16 protein-coding genes are annotated in these 19,215 nt (G+C 56.3%); 10 read left to right on the top strand and 6 right to left on the bottom strand.

Annotated elements, in window-relative coordinates; genetic code table 11:
- The first annotated feature begins 41 nt into the window (after positions 1-41).
- From BUA44_RS04775 to galE, 6 genes are all read left to right on the top strand, one after another.
- Entirely contained in the window at positions 42-1,703 is a 1,662-nt protein-coding gene (locus tag BUA44_RS04775) for a LamG-like jellyroll fold domain-containing protein (protein ID WP_072809641.1), read from the top strand.
- A gap of 116 nt (positions 1,704-1,819) precedes the next feature.
- A complete protein-coding gene (gene gltX, locus BUA44_RS04770) occupies positions 1,820-3,289 on the top strand; it encodes a glutamate--tRNA ligase (RefSeq protein ID WP_072809176.1) in 1,470 nt (489 codons plus the stop codon).
- Between the two features lie 155 nt (positions 3,290-3,444).
- A complete protein-coding gene (locus BUA44_RS04765) occupies positions 3,445-4,575 on the top strand; it encodes a BON domain-containing protein (protein WP_139258645.1) in 1,131 nt (376 codons plus the stop codon).
- Positions 4,576-4,651: 76 nt separating this feature from the next.
- Complete coding sequence (locus tag BUA44_RS04760; RefSeq protein ID WP_255370462.1) at positions 4,652-5,584, top strand: helix-turn-helix transcriptional regulator; 933 nt, start codon at positions 4,652-4,654, stop codon at positions 5,582-5,584.
- A 2-nt stretch (positions 5,585-5,586) separates the two neighbouring features.
- The gene (queA, locus tag BUA44_RS04755) at positions 5,587-6,630 is read left to right on the top strand and encodes a tRNA preQ1(34) S-adenosylmethionine ribosyltransferase-isomerase QueA (RefSeq protein ID WP_072809170.1); all 1,044 of its coding nucleotides are present in this window, start codon (positions 5,587-5,589) and stop codon (positions 6,628-6,630) included.
- Between the two features lie 61 nt (positions 6,631-6,691).
- A complete protein-coding gene (gene galE / locus BUA44_RS04750; protein ID WP_072809167.1) occupies positions 6,692-7,669 on the top strand; it encodes a UDP-glucose 4-epimerase GalE in 978 nt (325 codons plus the stop codon).
- A 59-nt stretch (positions 7,670-7,728) separates the two neighbouring features.
- Here galE and BUA44_RS04745 read toward each other — a convergent pair whose 3' ends face one another.
- Genes BUA44_RS04745 through BUA44_RS04735 form a run of 3 tightly spaced genes read right to left on the bottom strand, consistent with a single transcriptional unit; the run spans position 7,729 to position 11,188 of the window.
- Positions 7,729-9,192: a hypothetical protein gene (locus BUA44_RS04745; protein ID WP_072809165.1), complete on the bottom strand. Its 1,464-nt coding sequence runs from the start codon at positions 9,190-9,192 to the stop codon at positions 7,729-7,731.
- Position 9,193: 1 nt separating this feature from the next.
- Positions 9,194-10,297 carry a protein kinase domain-containing protein gene (locus BUA44_RS04740; protein WP_254794579.1) on the bottom strand — a complete coding sequence of 368 codons (1,104 nt, stop codon included), beginning with the start codon at positions 10,295-10,297 and terminating at the stop codon, positions 9,194-9,196.
- A gap of 57 nt (positions 10,298-10,354) precedes the next feature.
- Positions 10,355-11,188, bottom strand: a complete 834-nt coding sequence (locus tag BUA44_RS04735) for an LOG family protein (protein WP_072809163.1) — start codon at positions 11,186-11,188, stop codon at positions 10,355-10,357.
- Positions 11,189-11,299: 111 nt separating this feature from the next.
- Between BUA44_RS04735 and BUA44_RS04730 the strand changes: the two genes are divergently transcribed.
- Positions 11,300-11,512 carry a DUF6812 domain-containing protein gene (locus BUA44_RS04730; RefSeq protein ID WP_072809161.1) on the top strand — a complete coding sequence of 71 codons (213 nt, stop codon included), beginning with the start codon at positions 11,300-11,302 and terminating at the stop codon, positions 11,510-11,512.
- Between the two features lie 124 nt (positions 11,513-11,636).
- Here BUA44_RS04730 and BUA44_RS15575 read toward each other — a convergent pair whose 3' ends face one another.
- Both BUA44_RS15575 and BUA44_RS04720 read right to left on the bottom strand, forming a co-directional pair.
- The gene (locus BUA44_RS15575) at positions 11,637-12,281 is read right to left on the bottom strand and encodes a hypothetical protein (RefSeq protein WP_072809158.1); all 645 of its coding nucleotides are present in this window, start codon (positions 12,279-12,281) and stop codon (positions 11,637-11,639) included.
- A gap of 148 nt (positions 12,282-12,429) precedes the next feature.
- The gene (locus BUA44_RS04720) at positions 12,430-15,003 is read right to left on the bottom strand and encodes a TIGR03960 family B12-binding radical SAM protein (RefSeq protein WP_072809156.1); all 2,574 of its coding nucleotides are present in this window, start codon (positions 15,001-15,003) and stop codon (positions 12,430-12,432) included.
- Between the two features lie 99 nt (positions 15,004-15,102).
- Between BUA44_RS04720 and BUA44_RS04715 the strand changes: the two genes are divergently transcribed.
- The 3 genes from BUA44_RS04715 to truA all read left to right on the top strand — a co-directional run bounded on the left by BUA44_RS04715 (position 15,103) and on the right by truA (position 18,433).
- A complete protein-coding gene (locus BUA44_RS04715; RefSeq protein WP_072809154.1) occupies positions 15,103-16,476 on the top strand; it encodes a GGDEF domain-containing protein in 1,374 nt (457 codons plus the stop codon).
- A gap of 271 nt (positions 16,477-16,747) precedes the next feature.
- Complete coding sequence (locus BUA44_RS04710; RefSeq protein WP_072809152.1) at positions 16,748-17,680, top strand: hypothetical protein; 933 nt, start codon at positions 16,748-16,750, stop codon at positions 17,678-17,680.
- On the top strand, positions 17,681-18,433 hold the full coding sequence (gene truA, locus BUA44_RS04705) for a tRNA pseudouridine(38-40) synthase TruA (RefSeq protein ID WP_072809150.1): 753 nt from the start codon (positions 17,681-17,683) through the stop codon (positions 18,431-18,433).
- A 50-nt stretch (positions 18,434-18,483) separates the two neighbouring features.
- On the opposite strand, the gene BUA44_RS04700 is transcribed toward truA, so the two are convergent.
- The gene (locus BUA44_RS04700; RefSeq protein WP_072809148.1) at positions 18,484-19,215 is read right to left on the bottom strand and encodes a pyridoxine 5'-phosphate synthase; all 732 of its coding nucleotides are present in this window, start codon (positions 19,213-19,215) and stop codon (positions 18,484-18,486) included.

Below are 19,215 nucleotides of genomic sequence, written 5' to 3'. Positions count from 1 at the left end.
TGCGCAGGAGCCAAATTGGAATTATATTTATATTGGTGAAGATGAGAAACGGACAATGGATTGCGCACTGTCGTCTTTGGTGTGCCCTCGCGTGTGCGGCGGCGCTCCTTTCGGCGTGTTCGAACGACGATGTGGCGGGCAACAGCGCCGAGACGGGTTCCCCGGAACTCGCGGGTATCTTGATGTTGGACGACGGCAAGCCGGCCGCATATGCGAAGGTTCAGTGCGTGCCGGGCAACTACAACATCATTGCCGCAAGCGAGGCTGAACAGGTCCTGCCTTCCGCGTTCGAAACCGAAACGGATGAAAACGGAAACTATGAATTTGACTCCATCCCGTCGGGTAATTTTTCTCTCGAGGCTTTCCACCAGGAATCGGGCCAGATGCTCCTGTTGCAGAACTTGAGCGCCGAAGAGGATGAGCCCCTTGCTGTAAATGACACTTTGCAAGGTCCGGGTACGGTCAAGTTTCTCGTATCGGACGAGTTCCGCGAAAACCAGGGTGGCGAGGCCATCGTCATCGGGACGACAATTCGCAGAAGGGTTTCTGTGCAGAACGGGAAAATCGTGGTCGATAGCCTCCCGGCAGATACGTTCGATCTTCTCATTTACATGGACAATTTGTTCCCGGTAGGTTTTGAAGATATTGCGGTACAACCAAACAAAACGACAGTTTGGGGCGATTCGGTGACGTACACATTGAAAGCTCCGCTCGCACTCCCCGAAGGAATCGATTCGCTCGGCACCGTCGTGAGCGATTTCCCGTTGGCTATCCGCTTGACAGAAAATGAAATTGTTTTCGATTCCGCGGAGGTGGTGAACGGCCGCTGGGAAGCCGTGCGCGTTTCGCAGGACGGGAACCGCAGCAAGAAACTCCCCATTACGCAGACTTACTTTGACGCTTCTGCCAAGGAGGCCGTGTTCTGGGTGAGTGTCGATTCGCTGAATGTTTCAGATTCCCTGGAACTCCATTTTGACAACACGATGGACCCCGCTTACGCGAAGGATGTGTTCCCCACGAACCGCAGCTATTCTTTGGTGTGGCATTTCGATAGCGGCCTTGCACCTGTGGACGATGGAGCGGAAAAGGGCTACTTCGAAGGTCTGCCGACAGGGGCCGTGGCTGCCGACGGTGTTGTGGGCAGGGGAGTGGAACTTGATGAAGGCGATGTTATTGTCGCCGAGAATTCTGCTATCGCAGATACTTCGCACAAGGTAAACCTCGTTTTTGACGTGAAAGGTTATTTCTGCTTCTCGACATGGGTAGAACTTGATGCGCTCGACAAGGAACAGACCATCTTCGAGAAGCCAAAGGAATATGCGCTGCTCTATGTTCCCGAAAAGGGTTTTGTCGTGGAAATATATCATGTGACGGATCCTGCGGATAGCGCCGATACCGCAAGCTACAAGGTTTCCTGGACTTCGGGTGCGGACGGAATCAAGGCGGGCGAGTGGACTTATGTGGCGTTCAGCAGTCGCGCGCAGGAACAGATTGTGTTCTACGTGAACGACGCAAAGGTTTCTGGTTCACCGGAAAAAACGGACTGGGACGGTTCTCGCGATTCCCTGACCGATTTCCAGGTGGGCGGTTTTACGGGCAAACTCGACGAACTCATGGTGGGCGGCTGCTTCCGCGACGATACCTGGACGCGCCTCACCTACTTGAACCAGTCAATGAACTGGCCTGCTTTGCAACCGCGCTGATTTGGCTGCGGAACGCATGGGGCATTGCAAACTCCGCTCCATAAATTGCTATTTTTTGACACGGAAAACTCCTGCGCAGGGTTGCGCGGGATATTTGAATTTTTTAAGAGGAATATATGAGCGAAAATTCTGCTACCCGTCCTGTCCGCGTGCGTTTTGCCCCGAGCCCCACGGGCTACCTGCATGTGGGCGGCGCCCGCACCGCTATTTACAACTACTTCTTTGCAAAGCACATGGGTGGCACGTTCTACCTGCGTATCGAGGATACCGACCGCAAGCGTTACAACGAGACTGCGCTGCACGACCTGATGCGCGACCTAAAGTGGTTGGGACTCCAGTGGGACGAAGGCCCGGGATGTGAAGGCGACTGCGGTCCGTATTTCCAGAGCGAACGCCTGGACATTTACCACCGCGAAATCAAGAAGCTCCTGGACGCCGGCTGCGCCTACTACTGCTTCTGCACTGAAGAACGCCTGCAGGAAGTCCGCGCCGAACAGGAAAAGAGCCATGTGCCGGTCACCGGTTACGACCGCCACTGCCGTAACATTACCCGCGAAGAGGCCGAGGCCCGCATTGCCGCTGGCGAAAAGGCTGTCATTCGCTTCAAGGTGCCTGAAACGGGCGTCACCGAATTCGACGACATGATTCGCGGCCACATCAGCTACCAGAACGAACTCCTGGACGACCTCGTACTCATCAAGCGCGATGGTTACCCGACTTACCACTTTGCAAGCGTCGTGGACGATCACCTGATGGGAACGACCCACGTGCTCCGCGGCGACGAATGGATTAGCTCCACGCCCAAGCACGAACTCTTGTACAAGGCTTTCGGCTGGCAGCCGCCCGTATGGTGCCACCTGCCGGTGATTCTCGACAAGAATGGCGGCAAGCTTTCTAAGCGCAAGGGTGCCGCCTCCGTGGGCGATTTCCGCGACCTCGGTTACCTGCCGGAGACTCTCGTGAACTACCTCGCTCTCCTGGGCTGGAACCCGGGCGACGACCGCGAAGTCATGACCATCAAGGAAATGGTGGAAAGCTTTACGCTCGAACGCATCAACCCGAAGTCCGCAAGCTTCGACGAAAAGAAGTTGCAGTGGATGAACGGTCAGCACATCCACCTGTGCGACGACGCATTCCTCAAGGGAATCATGAAGGAAGGCTTGGCTGCGAAGGGTATCGACCTCTCGAAGGAACCGGAAGCTCGCCTCGACGAAATTGTGAAGCAGCTGAAGCCGCGTGCCCACTTTGTGCAGGATTTGGCCGACATGGCCGTGTACTTCTTTGTTGCTCCGACCACCTACGACGAAAAGGGTGCGAAGAAGCACTTTGGCGAAGGCTCCAAGGAAGTGGCGACGCTTGTGCGCAACATGCTCGCTTCCATCGAAGACTTCAAGACGCCTGTCATCGAGAAGGGTTTCTACGACCTCGCTGAACGTTGCGGCCACAAGGTAGGTGAACTCGTCGGTGCACCGCGTCTCGCTGTCTCTGGCGTGACCGCAGGTCCCGGCCTCTGGGAAATGTTCGAAATCATCGGCAAGGAAGAAGTGCTCCGCCGCATTGACGTCGCCCTCCCGCTCATGAAGTAGAGTCCTCTTTCGTCTTTCCTCTTTCGTCTTTCGTCTAAACAATGCGCAATCTCTTTCCCCATAGGATTATATCCCAGCAGTTGTTCTGCTGCCGTTGCCGCAAGGTAATGGAGCATGGGGTATTTGCGCGCGAGCCGTATTCTACCTACGGGGGCATGAAACCCCGCATCCCGTTGCTTTGTGTGTGCGGACAGTGCCAGTCGGCGTTTGTCGCCTTCTCGAACGAGTTTGCCTTCTCGCACCCCGCCGATGCGGGCGACTACACGAAGGTCTACGGGAATAGCCGCATTGCGGCGGGTAACTGGCTGTACTTCAGGGGCGCACCCAAGCCGGGCATTGTCAAGAGCATTTTCCAGACAGCCGACAAGGAGGTCGTCGTCATGAATTACGATGGCGGCCCCGACAAGAAGATAGAACTCGAACGTGTCCACGAGATAGATGAAAAGTCGCCGGAAGGTTACCGCCTGTTGCCGGCCCAGAGTGCGCAGACGCTTTTGGGCGATCACGTTTTCCACGCCATACGTAACCAGTTCGGTGTCGCTGTGGGGCTCGTGACGGACGGTAGCAAGGATAAACTCGCCGTGTTGCTCGAGGATGCCTCGGTGCTGTTCATTACCCTGCCCGAAAATGCACAGAATATTCCGAACGACAGGTTGTCCGAAATTGTGCAGAACAGGTTGCGCCAGCTTTTCCCGGACGACATGCGCCGCGTGTCGGTAACGGTGGGGCAGGGAATCGTCTACTTGGATGGACTCGTACGCAGTTTCCAGGTAAAGCGTACGTTGCAGGCCTGCATCAACAGCATGCCGCGCATACGCGGGTGTGTCGACTTTACGAAAATCATTCCGGAACCGGGCATTACGGATGCTCACATCGAAAACAGGGTGTACACGCTCCTGGAATCGTTCGGGCGCAATGTGTTTAACTACAGCGTGGATGTGTCGCAGGGCAAGGTGCGTGTTTCGCTGTTCTGTTTTGAAAGTACGCGCCCGAAGGATTTAGAAAATCGCATTGCCGAAATTCCAGGCGTTCAGGACCTCGCTTTTTCCATGGTCGCTGTACCGGAGTCGAATTTGCAAAATAGCGATATCTGCGAAGACATGGAAAGGGCTTATTCCCTGAATCCGCGATTCCAGGGCGCGAAAATCAAGGTCTCGTACGTAGATGACCACTACCTGCTCGAGGGGCGCGTGCATTCGTCGATACAGAAACAGTTTGCGTTTGTCAATGCGATGAAGAAGGCTTTTTCGACATCTGTCGAGAATAGGCTTAGGGTTGTAGAATAATTAGAAAGGAGTACTCATGACATCAGGATCAGGATACGAAAAAATTAACCGGGTGAAAGCCAAGCTGAGAAACCCGATGTCGATTAAGCAACTGGCAGAAGCGCTTAATTGCAGCGAGCGTACCATGTTCCGCCACATCGAGATTATCATGGCGGAAAACTGTGGCCTGCACAAGATAAAGGCGGAAGGCGAAACCCGCTATGTGATCCAGACCGAAGAGGCAGCGAATTTCAACCAGGACATTGTCAAGAAACTTGAAAAACTCAAGAAGACTTTTTCGGAATCTAATCCGGCCGATGTCAAGAACCGCAAGGTAGTCGACAAGATTATCGATATGCTCTCGACGACCGACCCGGATGAATTCAAGGCCGAGGCGGTTACGCTTGACCCGAACTACATTCTCGATTACGGCCCGTTCTGCGACAACCATATCGTAGATAGCATGGTGAACAAGGTGCTGAAGGCCATTCGCGATGGGTTCAAGATCCGCATCAACTACAAGTATTCTGCACGTGCGGAGGAATCTGACGAAATCGTGGTGAGCCCGGTGAAGGTCATTATGCGCATGGACACGCTGTACCTGATTGCAGCCGACGATACGTATGAGGAAACGCAGGTTTTCAAGAACTACATGTTCGAAAACATCGTGAGCCTGAATGTTACGAACGAGAGCGTGCGGCCGATGCATTTTGACCCGGCCATTCATTACCAGTATGCGTTCGGCAAGTACACCGATACGAGCAAGCCGCAGGATGTCTCGCTCCTGATTGGCCCGGAATCCAAGTGGCTCCAGACGCAGTTCGCGAAGTCAAGTTTCCATCCGCAGGCAAGCCTCCGCATGGACAAGAACAAGAACATGATTGTGGACCTGAAAATCCGCATTACGCCGGATTTCAAGACGTGGCTCCTGGGCGTTTCCCCGAACGTGAAAATCCTTAAGCCGGAATCGCTCAAGGCTGATGTTGTCAAGATGCTCAAGGATGCGCTGGCATCCATGCAGGCAAAGTAAAGATGGAACATAACCTTTCGGACTATACCTTCGAATTTCCGAAGGAACTGATTGCTACCCGCACGGCGGGTAAGGGCAAAACACGTATTCTGCATTGCCCCAAGGATGGCGGCGAGCGCCGCATCATGAAGGCTCCCGAAATTGTGGAGCTATTCCGCCCCGGCGACTGCCTGGTGGTAAACAACACGAAGGTGATTCCCGCGCGTCTTTACGGTCACACGCTGCACGGCGGAGAGGTGGAAACCCTCCTTGTGCAGTCGCTCATCCCGGCAGAGAACGGCGACGCCCGCTACGAGGCGCAGGTCCGCCCGGGCAAGGCCTTCAAGATCGGGCGCGAACTCGAGATTGCCGGCGTGAAGGCGACGGTCGAGGAAATTCACGAGGACGGCGCCCGCGTGCTCCGCTTCGCGACGACCCCCGTGGAACTCGAGGCCGTGATGAACCGCGAGGGCCACGTGCCGCTGCCGCCGTACATAAACCGCCCCGATGACGAGGACGACAAGAAGGCCTACCAGACTATTTTCGCGAAGTATTCGGGTGCCGTTGCCGCCCCTACGGCAAGCCTGCACTTTAGCGAGCAGATGCTTGCTGACCTCAAGGCGAAAGGCGTGTACGTTGCCGAGGTCACCTTGCACGTAGGGCCGGGCACGTTCCAGAACATCTCGGTCGAGGACTTCACCCAGCACAAGATGCACGGCGAGCATTACGAACTCACGAAGGAAAACGCGGAGATAATCAACAAGGCGAAACGCGAAGGCGGGCGCATCGTTGCCGTGGGTACCACGAGCACGCGCGTCGTGGAGACGATTGCCGATGCGAACGGGATTGTGAAGGCCCAGTCGGGCGTGACGCACGCATTCTTTTACCCGGGTTACCGTTACAAGATTGTGGACGGGCTCCTCACGAACTTCCACTGGCCCAAGAGTTCACTCATCTTGCTTGTGTCCGCATTTTACGGCCGCGAGAATACGCTCGAAGCCTATAAAATGGCGGTAGAGAACAAGATGAAACTGTTCAGCTACGGCGACGGAATGCTAATTTTATAAACGAAGGCGAAGTCCTGCTTTGCCGAGTCCGCGCGAGCGGTCAATTAGAAAAGGAAAAGACATGAAGATTGCAGTTATCGGCGGTGCCGGCTACATTGGATCCCACACGACGCGTGAACTCCTTGACCGCGGGCACGAAGTCTGCGTTTTTGACAACCTCAGCAGCGGTCTCGAGCAGAACCTGTTCCCCGAGGCGGGCTTCGTGAAGGGCGACATTCTGCACCCCGAAGAGATTGGCAAGTTCCTGAATGATTTCAAGCCCGAGGGCCTCGTGCACCTGGCCGCCTTCAAGGCCGCCGGCGAGTCGATGATTAACCCCGAAAAGTACAGCGTGAACAACATCACGGGTTCCATCAACATCCTGAACGCCGCCTCCGCTGCCGGCGTGAAGTACTTTGTGTTCTCGAGTTCCGCGGCCACCTACGGCGCCCCGAAGTACCAGCCGGTCGACGAAAAGCACCCGACCGAGCCCGAGAACTACTACGGCTACACGAAACTCGCCATCGAAGGGTTCCTCAAGTGGTACGATAAGCTGCGTGGAATCAAGTTTGCGGCTCTCCGCTATTTTAACGCCGCGGGCTACGACGTGAAGGGCCGCCTCTGCGGGCTCGAGAAGAACCCGGCGAACCTCATCCCGGTGGTGATGGAAGCGATTCTCGGCAAGCGCAAGGAACTGCTCGTGTTCGGTAACGACTACGATACGCCCGATGGCACGGGCGTGCGCGACTACATCCACGTGAACGACCTCGCGATTGGTCACGGGATGGCGTTCGACTACCTGCAGAAGAACAACAAGAGCCTCATAGTGAACCTCGGCGTGCAGCAGGGGAGTTCCGTGCTCGACGTCATCCACATGGCAGAGAAGGTGAGCGGACGCAAGTGCCCGTACCGCATCGTGGAGCGCCGCCCGGGCGACCCGGCATCGCTTGTGGCTAACCCTGCGAAGGCCCTGGAGATTCTTGGCTGGAAGGCGCAGTACAGCGATCTGGAAACGCTCCTTTCCACGACCTGGAAGGCCTACCTCGCCAACGAGAAATAGGCCCTCTTGTCGCCCCCGCGAAAATAAAGACATCCCCGGCTAGGCCGGGAATGTCTTTTTTAAACGCCCGCTTTTTCCAGCATCCGCTTCGCCTGCTTTGCAAGCAGGTCTTCGCCGTCCATCTCGACGACCTTCTGCAGGCGCTTTACGCCTTCTTCGGGTTCAATCTTGCGGTTGATGCGTATCTCGCCGATGGTGAACAGCGCGCGCCTTGCAATCTTCGCGTCTTTCTCGAGCTTGAGCCCTTTTTCGAGCAGTTCGAGAGCCGCTTCGTAGCACATGCGCGACCTTGCCGTATCGCCCCATTCCAGCCACTGCGTGCTCGGGACGTCGATAAACAGGTTCGGGCTCACCATGCGTTCTGCGAGTTTCTTCAGGCCTTCGGTATCGAGCGGGTGTTCCTGCAGCATGCCCGTCATTGCCTGGCACAGGTTGATTTTTGCCGCATCGTAGTGGCCCTTCTGCGCCTCGCTGAACCCGGTATCCATCTGCATGCGCGTCTTGACACGGCGCTCTGCGGTAATGTTCCTCTGGGCAGTCTGCTTCATGCGGGTTTCGAGGGCATCCTTGCGCAGTTCCGAGGAACTCTTCCTGCGTTTGGGCATCTTGTTGCCGGCGAGGGCGCCCAGGCCGAATGCGGGGAACGAAGCGACCGCCGTCGCGGTGGAAATGCTCGGGTTCACGAACACGTTCACGATGACGTCGAGCATGAACCCCATAACGGCTATCCCGCGCACGATTGCGGGCTCGTCGTCCTTGTTGTGGTCGAACGCCGTGGCGCCCAGCATAAAGGCGAGCGCGATACTTGCGCCCATGTAGCGTTCCGCGTTCGCGTGGCTAAAGAGGCTCATGTCGGTAAACACTCCGACAATCGGGCCGCCGGTGACGGCAAGCAACAGGAAGAACCCTGCGGTAATGGGCACGCCCCAGCGCTCGCACAGTCTCACGTACGCAAACAGGAAGAGTATTGCAAAAAGCAGGTAGCTCGCAAAACTCGGGAACAACAGCCAGCTTGTGGTAAGGCGCTCGAGTTCGCCGTCCTTGGGCACATACGCCATGTTGTACCGCAGGAACTTGTCGGTGTAGTTCTTGATATACTTGTAGCATTCGCGCTCGAATTCCCTTTCGGTGGGGTATTTCCCGTGCTCGCGGGTGTACTGCTCCTTCCCGCCGCCGATTTCCCACCATTCGCGGAACTCCGTCCTCATGGCCTTCTTGCGCTCGTCGATATCGAAACCCTTGCCCGCAGAGATAATCCTGTCGCGGTACTGCACGAATTCCTGCATCTTGGTCTTTTCGTCGTCACTGAGCCCTACGGTCCTGAACTGTGCGGCGCCTTCCTCGGCCCACCATTTCTCGAACGACTTCTCGATGTTGCTCTCGAGTTCTTTCTGGCTTATCATGGGCGAAAGCGCCGTGACGGCATTGAACACGCCGATGCCGAGCACCACTGCGAATGCGATGTAGTGGTGTACCCTGAGTCTCTTGATAAACTTCTTGCAATCCCTGACAAACTTGTCCATATTACCGTTTCCCGTATTCACCAAGTTGATTCCACAAAAAGTCGGTATTCACGTCGCGGTAGCCCTGCGCGTTCACGCGTTCGCGGAGCTTGTGGGCTATGTCGAAAAGGTTCGGGCAGTTCTGCATGCGCTCGAAACTGTCGAAGAGCGTGAGGCTGTCTATCCATTGCGCAAGTTCGGGGAACCTGCTGTCATTGAAACGGTTCTCGCGCCCGGTCTTCAGGTATTCGAGGTAGCGGTCCGTAATCTTGTGGCCGTCCTCGATAAAGATGTCCATCGCCTTCGGGAACAGCTTGTAGCCCGTAAGGAACTCGTGCACGATGATGCCGAAGCTGAAGTAGTCTACGGAGTAGGAGAGGTTTTCTCCCATTATGGCCTGCTCGGGCGCGCTGTAGCACGGGGTGAGCTGCCCGCCGTATTCGTTCACCGTCTCGCGGAGTTTCGCCTGCGCGTAGCCGAAGTCGCAGATAAGTATCTTGTGGTTGTTCTTGTGCAACGGGTTCTGGCACAACAGCAGGTTCTTCGGCTTCAGGTCCTTGTGCACCACCTGGTAGTAGTGCAGCTGGCTAATCGTATTCGCGAGGTAGGCAATCTGGGCGACGCGCTTCAATATCTCGTCGTCGGTAAGATTCGTGTCGAACAGGCGGTCGAGCGAACAGCCCTTGATGAACTCCATCTTCAGGTAGGGGTGCCTTCCGGCAATGCCCCCGCCAAAGCTCTGCACCACACCCTCGATGTTTGTCGCGCGTATCAGGTTGTTGATGCGGATTTCGTCCTGGAATGCGCTCAGGAGCATATTCAGGCGGTGGAGCCTGTTCTTGCCCGGCGTGGCCCAGAACTTGCATATCTTCACCACGATTTCGCGCTCGCCATAACGGCGCTCGTCGTTTGGGTGCTGTATCCAGAAGTTCGCCCTGTACAGGTTGTTCGTGCCCTCGAGCGTGAGCGGCTCAAGGAGCTCGATTTTTTCCATCGCGCCGTTGTGCAAAAACTCCGGATTCTGGTCGAACCACCTCTGGTATTCCTGCATCGTGTACTGCGGGCGCAGCGCAAGATTGCGGGAAATACGGTCGAGCGATTCAGCGAGAAAGTTCCGGAGCATCATAATCAAGCCTTCCTGTTTGGCGCCCAAATATAGGTTTTTACCGGGACGCGGGCCGGACTATTTCTTCTTGATTTCGCGGTTCCAGGTAAGGAGCGTCCACTCCTCTTCTTGCTTGTCGAGCACGCCCGTAATATAGTCGTAAGCTTCGTCCACGGTGTCGCAGAACTTGAAGAGCTTGAGGTCTTCCGGGTTGATCATTCCGGTCTCGGCGAAGTACTCCCAGTTCACCGCCTTCTTCCAGAACTTGGAATCGAAAATCACCACCGGCAGCTGCTGCGCGTACTTGTCGGTCTGGATAAGCGTGAGCATCTCGAACATCTCGTCGAGCGTGCCGAAACCGCCGGGGAACACCACGAGCGCGCGGGCCTTCTTCAGGAACCAGTACTTGCGGATAAAGAAGTAGCGGAACTGCAGGTTCAATGCGTCGTCGAGGTAGGGGTTCGGGTGCTGCTCGAACGGGAGCTTGATGTTGAGGCCGATGGAGGGCGTACCCACGTCGGTTGCACCGCGGTTGCCCGCTTCCATGATGCCGGGGCCGCCGCCCGTCATGATGGCGTAGCCCTGGTGGCGCTTGTTCGCCCACTTGCCGAGCCTCTGCCCGAGTTCACGGGCGGCGTTGTACGATTCCGCCACCTTCTCGAGCCTTGCGAGGCGGGCGAGTTCCTTCTTGTCCTTGCAGCCCTTGCGGCGCTTCTTGATTTCGTCGGGCGGGAGCGTGCGTGCCGAACCGAAGAAAACGATGCTGTTCTTGATTTCTTCCTGCTCGAACACCTGCTGGGGCTCGTAAAATTCCGAAAGTATGCGGAGAGGGCGGCCTGCGTCGCTTTCCATGAATTCCTTGTTCAGGTATGCCATCTGGCCCGGTGCGGGGGAGAGTTTCTTCTTAGCCATAAAAAGGGTCCTTTTTGCTGTTTTACTATAATATATGTTGCAAAATACGAAATTGAACTAAATTTTTTTAGAAATTTCACTTATTTCCCGAAAAAACTTTATATTTAGGCTATGCTAGTAAAGATTTGGACAGACAGCTTTATCATTACAGGTGAAATCGACACGCTCCGTGACGAACGCCTTACCGACTATATCCGCGAGAACAAGGACTTCATCGCCGTGACCCAGGTGAAGGTCAGCGACAGGAACGACAAGGACCTGTTCCGCACGCACTTCCTCAACGTGAGCACGAGCCACATCGAGATTATCCTACCCGCAGAGTAGCGGTCACTTTTATTGTATTCATCCCCGCGTAATATTGTCGTCATCCCCGCGTAGGCGGGGATCCCTCCTAAAAAAAGAAGCCGCCCCGATTGGAGCGGCTTGAATTTTTGTATCCCTCTAGAGATTACATGAAGAACCAGTGGAGGAGCACGCCGGTCTTGAAGCCGACGTCGATACGGCCGTAGTCGGCGTTAGCGTCTTCCCAGGAGTAGTACTGGAACGCGAGACCGACCTTACCGGTGAGGTAGAGGTTAGCAACCAGGTTGGCGCGGAAGCCTGCGAGGAGGTTCAGGTCAAAGCGGTTGTTGTCTTCGCCGAAGTGGTTCATGATGAGCTCGCCACCGAGGGAGATGGGGAGGAGCATCTGGGCTGCGAAGAAGTCAAAACCGACACCGAGTGCGATAGCGGTAGCATCATCGCCACCATCTGCTTCACCTCCGTTCTTGTATTCAGTAGAGGTTTCACCGTGGTGGTACAGGCCCAAGATAGCGGAAAGTTCCATGTTCGGGGCAATCTTGAACGTCAGGTAGAACTGGTTCGTTGCACCGCCGAAGGTTTCCTGGATGTCAAGACCGAGACCCATGAAGCCTGCACCGGACTGGGCGGGGGCTGCGGCGGGTGCGCTGCTGCTTTCAGATGCGGCAGGTGCCGGAGCGGGGGCGGCGGCCGCCGGGGCTTCGTCTTCTTCGTATTCGTCTTCGTCGTCCTGGGCGTAGCTGTAGCTGCAGAGTGCCATAGCCGTGAGGGCTGCGAGGAAAATCTTCTTCATTTTACCATACTCCTTGTGGAAATTTGATTTGCTACTTGAAATATAAACTATATCCAGGTTCTTGTCTATACAATTTATAAGGTCAACAGTCAATAGTCATTGGTCAATGGCCTTTTTTTACTATTGACTAGTGGCCAACTACTAATGACTAGATTTCCATGCTGACTTTCGCAATCAGGAACCGCCTGGAAACCTCGTCGAGCTTGGCGGGGTCGATTTCGAACCCGAGGAGGCCCGCGTAGATTACGAACGGGCTCGCCGTACAGCCCTGGTCGTTGCACTTCACTTTCACGAAAAGGGCTCCGTCCCTGTTCTCGATGCCGAGCACGTGCTCGTTCAAATCGATTTCCTGCCCGCGGTGGTTCTTCACGACGGGGAGCGCCTTCGCGTTGAACCGCTCTATCAGGTCGGCGGGGATGCTTTCGGGCGTGTGGCGGTAAACCATCGCCTTCGGGAAGTGCTTGCTGAGCTTTTCCTTCAGCGGCTCGATGTTCACGATTTCCATGCCCCGCGGGAACGGCGCGCTCAGCTGTTCCATGAGTCGGGGAAGGTTCTCGGGCGAAATGTCGAGCTTCTGCAGCAGGTCCACGCTGATGATTTCGCAGTACGTCTCGAGCCCTAGCGGGAGCGCGCCCATGTTCGAGATGCGCGGTTTGGGGCTGAAGCCTTCGCTGAACTTGACGGGGATGCCCGCACACAGGAACGTGCGCTCGAAGAAGCTGAGCATGTTCTGGTGGGGCAGGAAGCGGCTGAGGCCGGTCTTCTTGAAGGTAATCTTGTAGCTGAAACTTTCCGTCTTTTTCGGGCGGCGTTCCGCGACGAGCTTCTTGATTTCTTCGGGAGTGCGGCTCGGTGCCTTGTGGCGCACGGGGTCGTCGGCGAGCCTGATTTCGTCGCCGAATCCGGGAATGCCGCACTTCTGGCAATCGCCCCACTTGCAGTTGGGGACGGGCGCGCTGTTCGGGTCGAACGCCTTCTCCCACTCGCGCCTCAGGTACTGCTTGGTGGTGCCCGCATGGATGAAGTCCCACGGGAACACTTCGCTCTTTTCGCGCTCGCGGTAAACCCAGCTGGTGTCGTAGCCCATCTTTTGCCAGACGGCTTCCCACTTGGCAAAGTCGAACCGGTAGCTGTCGCTCTCGAAAATGATTCCCTGCTTGTAGGCCTCGTAGATGACCGGAGCCAGCGAGCGGTCGCCGCGGCTGTAGATGGCCTCGAGGAAGCTCGTTTCCCAGCTGGCCCAGTTGATTTTCACGTTCGGGTGCTTGAAGAACTTTTCGCGCACGAAGCGGATATGCTTGAGCGCGGTTTCCTTGTCCATGTAGGGCGCCCACTGGAGCGCGGTAAAGGATTTCGGGATGAGGATGCCGATGCTGACTGCAATCTGGATGCCGCGGTTGTACTTGCGCCCGATTTTCACGAGGTTGAAGATGAGGTCGCAGAACGCCTGCATGTCGTCCAGGTTCTCGGTCGGGAACCCTATCATTGTGTACAACTTAATCTTGTTGAACCCGCTGCTGAACGCGTGCTCGGCGGCATCGTACATGTCCTGGTCGCTGATGGTCTTGTTGATCATCTTGCGGATGCGCTCGGAGCCCGTCTCGGGGGCGAACGTGGCGCTGCGGCCACCCTTGAGGGCTGCAATCTTGCCGGCGAGCGTCTGCCCGAAACTGTTCACGCGGATGCTCGGGAGGCTCACGTCCACCGTATCGAAGAACGGGTCGTCGATGATGCTGTCGGTGAGTGCCTCCACCGGCTTGTAGTCGGCGGTAGAAAGGCTCAAAAGCCCGAGTTCGCGTTCGCCGGTGGCGCGGATGCCCGCCTTCGCGATGTCCAATACATCGTCCGGGTTGAGTTCGCGGCACGGGCGGTACCAGATGCCCGCCTGGCAAAAACGGCAACCCTGCGCACAGCCGCGCATGACTTCCACGCTGAAGCGGTTGTGTACCAGCTGCATGTTGGCGATGAGGTTTTTGACCGGGTAGTCTTTCGGGTCCATTACCGGGATGAACAGGCGGCGAACCCCGTTCGTGGTGGCGTAGGCGCCGGCGGCAGGTTCCGCCGGCACAATCGCGCCGAATTCGTTCGTGACTACCGGGCGCAAGCTCGGCACGTAAACGCCGTCAATCTTTGATAGGTTCGCAAGGATTTCGGCGCGACTGAGGCCCGCCTTGCGGCCCTCGCCTACGCACCGCAGAAAGTCAATCATGACTTTCTCCCCGTCGCCAATCATGAACGCGTCGAAGAAGTCGGCGACGGGCTCGGGGTTCGCCATCGAGGGCCCGCCGGCAACCACGATGGGGTCATCTTCCTTGCGGTCCTTCTGCCACGCGGGAATGCGGGCGAGTTCCAGCACGTAGGGCACGTTCGTGAAGTTCAGTTCCGTTTGGAGTGTCATGCCCACCACTTCGAAATCACGCACCGGCGTGTAGGTCGCGTAGCTGTACAGCGGAATATCGTACTTCGCCATCTCGCGGGCCATGTCGTCCCACGGCGCGAACGAGACTTCGCAAAGCAGGTCGCTCTCGCGGTTGATCACGTGGTACAGGATGCGGATGCCGTTGTTGCTCATCCCGATTTCGTAGGTGTCCGGGAATACGAACGCCATGCGGCAGAGCATCTGGCTGTGGTCCTTTACCACGCTGTTCGCCTCGCCGCCCATGTAACGGGCTGGACTTTCTACGGCGGGTAACGCTAAGGCGATTTTTTCGAGGATGGTCATAGTGTCAAATTTAGAAAAAGGAACCTTAAAAGCACGTTTTTTTATAAAATTTTCGTTTACTTGAGAACGAAAACATATTTCTTTTGATAAATTTATGGTATGAGCTTCTTTTCTTATTTCCTTTGCCTTGTATTTTTTGTCGGCGGTGTCGTCGCGGCCTATTTCGTACCCGAAAAGACTTTGGCCCTGCACCTGAAATTTGTATTGATTGGAGCCTGGGGCGCGGTTCTCGGCCTCCTGTACTACAGCCATTGCAAGCGCAAGTTCACCGAAGCCGAAGCGAACTTTACCGAAGCCCTCAATGAGACCCGCAACGCATCCCCGAAAACCGAGTATGTGCCCGTTGTCCCGTCCCTGAGCGATGAACCGCAGCCTTTTGAAGGCCCGAGCGTAAAGAAGAAGCCTTTCGACAGCATTCTCCCTCCCGAAGCGATTCCGGCAGCCGAGGCCCTCAAGCAGGTGGATGCCGTACAGCACGCCTTCCCGCTCGATGCCTGGAACACGTTCTGCAAGCGTATCCTCAAGAACAGGCCGTTCCCCGATGTGGTGGAGGCTCTCGAGAAGTCGCTCCCCGAACTGTTCCCGGGTGGAGCCGGCATCCTCTACATGTACGGCGGCGTGCAGACCGAACTCCACAAGATTCTCTCGTTCGGCGATTACGTTATCAGTGATGACGTGATTATGCCGGGCGAATGCGCGAGCTACAACGTGGGCGATGTCGTGGTGAGCGACTATACCTCCGGTGAATTTACGGGCGGATGCACCCACCTGCACCACCACCCGCAGGGTGTTTCCTTCTGCGCCCCGATTGAAGGCCTCGAGGAGCATTTCGGCATCCTCTCGGTCCAGGTGGACAAGTTCCCCGAGGGCGATTCTCTCGAATTCTGGAAGGCGAAGGTGAGCATCGTCGCCGCGACCTTCGGGCTTTACGTGGCAAACCAGAACCTCAACTTGCGGTTCCAGCAGCACAGCATCCGCGACAACCTTACGGGGCTGTTCAACAGGCGCTACATGGAAGAATCCCTGCGCCGCGAAGTGGCTGCCGCAAACCGCCATGCGACCCCGATAGGGATAATCATGATTTACCCCGATGCGGCCGAAGCCATCAAGACCGAGAAGGGCAACCACGCTCTCGAGCAGCTGCTCTGGGAACTGGGCCAGCGCCTGCCCGGGTTCATCCGTACCGAAGATATCCCCTGCAGGTTCGACGGTAACGTGCTGTGCGTGATTCTGCCCGGCGCCGATTGCAAGATTACGCTTGAACGCGCAGAACGCATCCGTAACGAGATTTCTCAGTTGCAGATTTCCTACGGCGACGGAATCCTCGCGACCAAGCTGAGCCTTGGCGTGTCCGTGATGCCCGACCACGCGATTGATGAGGGAACCCTCATCTACAACGCGCAGGTGGCCCTCAAGGCGGCACTCGAGAACGGCGGCGACAGGGCTGTGTCGTTCGGCGCTCTCCGCACGTAGTTTCCCGCAAAAAACAAGGACTATAAACCAAAACACCCCGACCGAAGCCGGGGTGTTCTTTGGGGTTAGGAGGAGAACAAAGAGTTCTTGTACTATAAGATAGTAAAAAAAATAGGTCGTGGACATTAAATTTGTGTTTTTTCCAAAAAAGTGTAGAGAACTTCACACCACCCGTAAAAAAGCGGGGCGAAGCGTCCCGTTTTTCAAAAAGGGGCGATTTCGCCGTTTTGCCTGGAAATAATCGGCCTTCATTTTCTAAATTATATGCCGTATGAAGAAGTTTATTGCTCCAGTTGTCTTGTTTATCGTGGCAGCAGGGCTTGGCGCCTATTTGCTCCTTGATTTTTCCGCGGTTAAGTCGTCTTTTGATGCGGAATCCTACCTGGAAGCCCGCAGCAGGATAGATTCCCTGCAGGTAGCCCTGTTCGAGGCTCAGGGGAACCCCGATTTACAGCTTAGTATACGCACCGAACTGGAACAGTCCTGGGAATCCCTGGGCGATATGAGGACTGCACCCGTGCCCGTCGCTGCGGAAAACCCGCTGGGAGTTTCCAGCGAGACCATGCTCTGGATTGCGGGGGGCGTCGCTGCGATTATCCTTTGCATTATCTTGCTTTTCGCCGTCCTTGCGCACAGGAAGAAGGTCCTCACCATGAAGATGGAGGCCATCAAGGCCGCGGAAGAACAGCGTTTCAAGGAACCGAAGGGAGGGCTCGACGACGAGACGATTGCGCGCCCCCGCCCGCAGAAGCGTTCCATCATAGATGAAGTGTCCGAGTTCGCCGAGCGTGAAAAGCAGCAGGAACTGCCCAAGATGGCTTTCGAGGACGAGAACGGCGTGCCCGAGAACAAGATTATGACGACCGACCTCGATGCGCCGCGCCCGCAGCTCAGGCCTACGGCGAAAGAACGCATTACCTCGGCCATGCAGTCGCTTTCGGACGTGCTCCGCTCCCCGCGCGGCGTGACCCGTGACCGCACCATGAAGATTCGTGCGCAGAGCCACAACATGACGGGCGACCCGACCTTGCAGGCGAAATCGCCCCTCAAGACCAGCAGGTTCGACCGCGAACTCACGGAAAAGACGAAGATCATGCAGATGTCCCGCCGCGGGTTCCCTGCTTCCGCAATCGCATCGCAGTTGAAGATTCCGCAAGATCAGGTCGAGGCCGTTATCAAGGAATCCCTAGAATCGGGGAACTAGATGCGTTACCGCTTCCGCTGTGAATACTTGGGAAGCGCCTTTTACGGCTGGCAAGAACAGAACTGCGCGGGCAAGACGCGCTTTGTTACGGTGCAGTCCACTCTCGAGGAAGCCCTGACTACGGCTCTCCGCGCGCCTATCCGCGTGGTGGGTTCCGGGCGTACGGATACGGGCGTGCATGCCCGCGGGCAGTGCGTCCACTTCGATTTCGACGGCGAACTGGACCCGGTACGTACGGTCCGCTCTGTAAACGGCCTCACCAAGAGACTCATCCGCATACGTGACCTTGAAGCGTGCCCGAGCGAGTTCCATTCCCGCTACGACGCGCTTTCGCGTTACTACCAGTACACCATCTTTACACGGCCCGTAGCCCTGATGCGCGACTTTGGCTGGGAATGCGGCAGCGTTGACCTTAACTTGGATGTAATGGAATGCGAGGCGAAGGCCTTCCTGGGCGAACATGACTTTATCGATTTCTGCATTCCCCGTAACGACGGCAAGTCCACTCTCTGCACGCTGACGGAATTCCGCCTGGAACGCCTGAACGACTGGAGCTGCATGTTCCACATCAGGGGCAACCGATTTTTGCACCGGCAGGTCCGCGCGATGGTTGGTACGTTATTTGATATCGGCCGCGGGCGTTACCCGCTGGGTACGGTGGAAAAGATATTCGCCAAGGATTTCAAGGGCGAACGTACCTGGGCTCCTCCCCAGGGGCTTGTGCTCCAGGATGTAGAATACAGCGATTACTGAGTTCTTGTTGTTGGTCGTATAACTAATGACTATAGACCAATGACTAGTGACTATTGACGCCTGAGCAGGTCAAGCATTTCCTTCACGGCGCGTTCAAGGCCCACGAGAACTGCCCTCGCCACGATGCTGTGGCCGATGTTGAGTTCTTCAATGCCCTCGATGGCTGCAATGGCTTCCACGTTCCTGTAGTTGAGACCGTGACCTGCATTGACGCGCAGGCCGTACTTCTTTGCAAGGACGGTCATGTCCTGGATGGCGGAAATTTCGCGGTTGACTTCCTGGATGCTGCCGAGGTCGCAAGCCGAGGCGTACCTTGCGGTGCTGAATTCCACGAAGTCGGCACCGACCTTCTTCGATGCCTTCACCTGCTCGGTTTCGGGGTCGATGAAGATGCATGTCGCGATGTCGTTGTTCTTGAGGGTCATCACGATTTTTGCAATCTCGTCAATCTTTGCCGCGACGTTCATGCCCGCCTCGGTCGTGATTTCCTGGCTGTTCTCGGGTACGAGTGTCACCATATCGGGCTGCACGTTGATGGCGAACTGCACCATCTCGGGATTGGTAGAAATCTGGAGGTTGAGTTTCGTGGAAACCGTGCCGCGCAAAAGCTTGAGGTCGCGGTCCTGGATGTGACGCTTGTCTTCGCGCAGGTGGGCAACAATGCCGTTGCAGCCTGCGAGTTCGGCAATAATCGCTGCGGCAACCGGATCCGGTTCACGGATCTTGCGTGCTTCACGGATAGTGGCGATGTGGTCTACGTTGACACCCAGTTTTACGGTCAT

It is taken from the genome of Fibrobacter sp. UWR3 (assembly GCF_900143055.1).
In the GTDB taxonomy this organism is placed as follows: Bacteria; Fibrobacterota; Fibrobacteria; order Fibrobacterales; family Fibrobacteraceae; genus Fibrobacter.
Note: the sequence above shows the minus strand (reverse complement) of the source record. Positions and strands in the feature narration are given on the sequence as shown.

Coding starts and splice junctions, on each gene's coding strand:
- BUA44_RS04775 (WP_072809641.1), top strand. CDS start 42: ATGAGAAACGGACAATGGATTGCGCACTGTCGTCTTTGGTGTGCCCTC.
- gltX (WP_072809176.1), top strand. CDS start 1,820: ATGAGCGAAAATTCTGCTACCCGTCCTGTCCGCGTGCGTTTTGCCCCG.
- BUA44_RS04765 (WP_139258645.1), top strand. CDS start 3,445: ATGAAACCCCGCATCCCGTTGCTTTGTGTGTGCGGACAGTGCCAGTCG.
- BUA44_RS04760 (WP_255370462.1), top strand. CDS start 4,652: ATGTCGATTAAGCAACTGGCAGAAGCGCTTAATTGCAGCGAGCGTACC.
- queA (WP_072809170.1), top strand. CDS start 5,587: ATGGAACATAACCTTTCGGACTATACCTTCGAATTTCCGAAGGAACTG.
- galE (WP_072809167.1), top strand. CDS start 6,692: ATGAAGATTGCAGTTATCGGCGGTGCCGGCTACATTGGATCCCACACG.
- BUA44_RS04745 (WP_072809165.1), bottom strand. CDS start 9,192: ATGGACAAGTTTGTCAGGGATTGCAAGAAGTTTATCAAGAGACTCAGG.
- BUA44_RS04740 (WP_254794579.1), bottom strand. CDS start 10,297: ATGATGCTCCGGAACTTTCTCGCTGAATCGCTCGACCGTATTTCCCGC.
- BUA44_RS04735 (WP_072809163.1), bottom strand. CDS start 11,188: ATGGCTAAGAAGAAACTCTCCCCCGCACCGGGCCAGATGGCATACCTG.
- BUA44_RS04730 (WP_072809161.1), top strand. CDS start 11,300: ATGCTAGTAAAGATTTGGACAGACAGCTTTATCATTACAGGTGAAATC.
- BUA44_RS15575 (WP_072809158.1), bottom strand. CDS start 12,281: ATGAAGAAGATTTTCCTCGCAGCCCTCACGGCTATGGCACTCTGCAGC.
- BUA44_RS04720 (WP_072809156.1), bottom strand. CDS start 15,003: ATGACCATCCTCGAAAAAATCGCCTTAGCGTTACCCGCCGTAGAAAGT.
- BUA44_RS04715 (WP_072809154.1), top strand. CDS start 15,103: ATGAGCTTCTTTTCTTATTTCCTTTGCCTTGTATTTTTTGTCGGCGGT.
- BUA44_RS04710 (WP_072809152.1), top strand. CDS start 16,748: ATGAAGAAGTTTATTGCTCCAGTTGTCTTGTTTATCGTGGCAGCAGGG.
- truA (WP_072809150.1), top strand. CDS start 17,681: ATGCGTTACCGCTTCCGCTGTGAATACTTGGGAAGCGCCTTTTACGGC.
- BUA44_RS04700 (WP_072809148.1), bottom strand. CDS start 19,215: ATGACCGTAAAACTGGGTGTCAACGTAGACCACATCGCCACTATCCGT.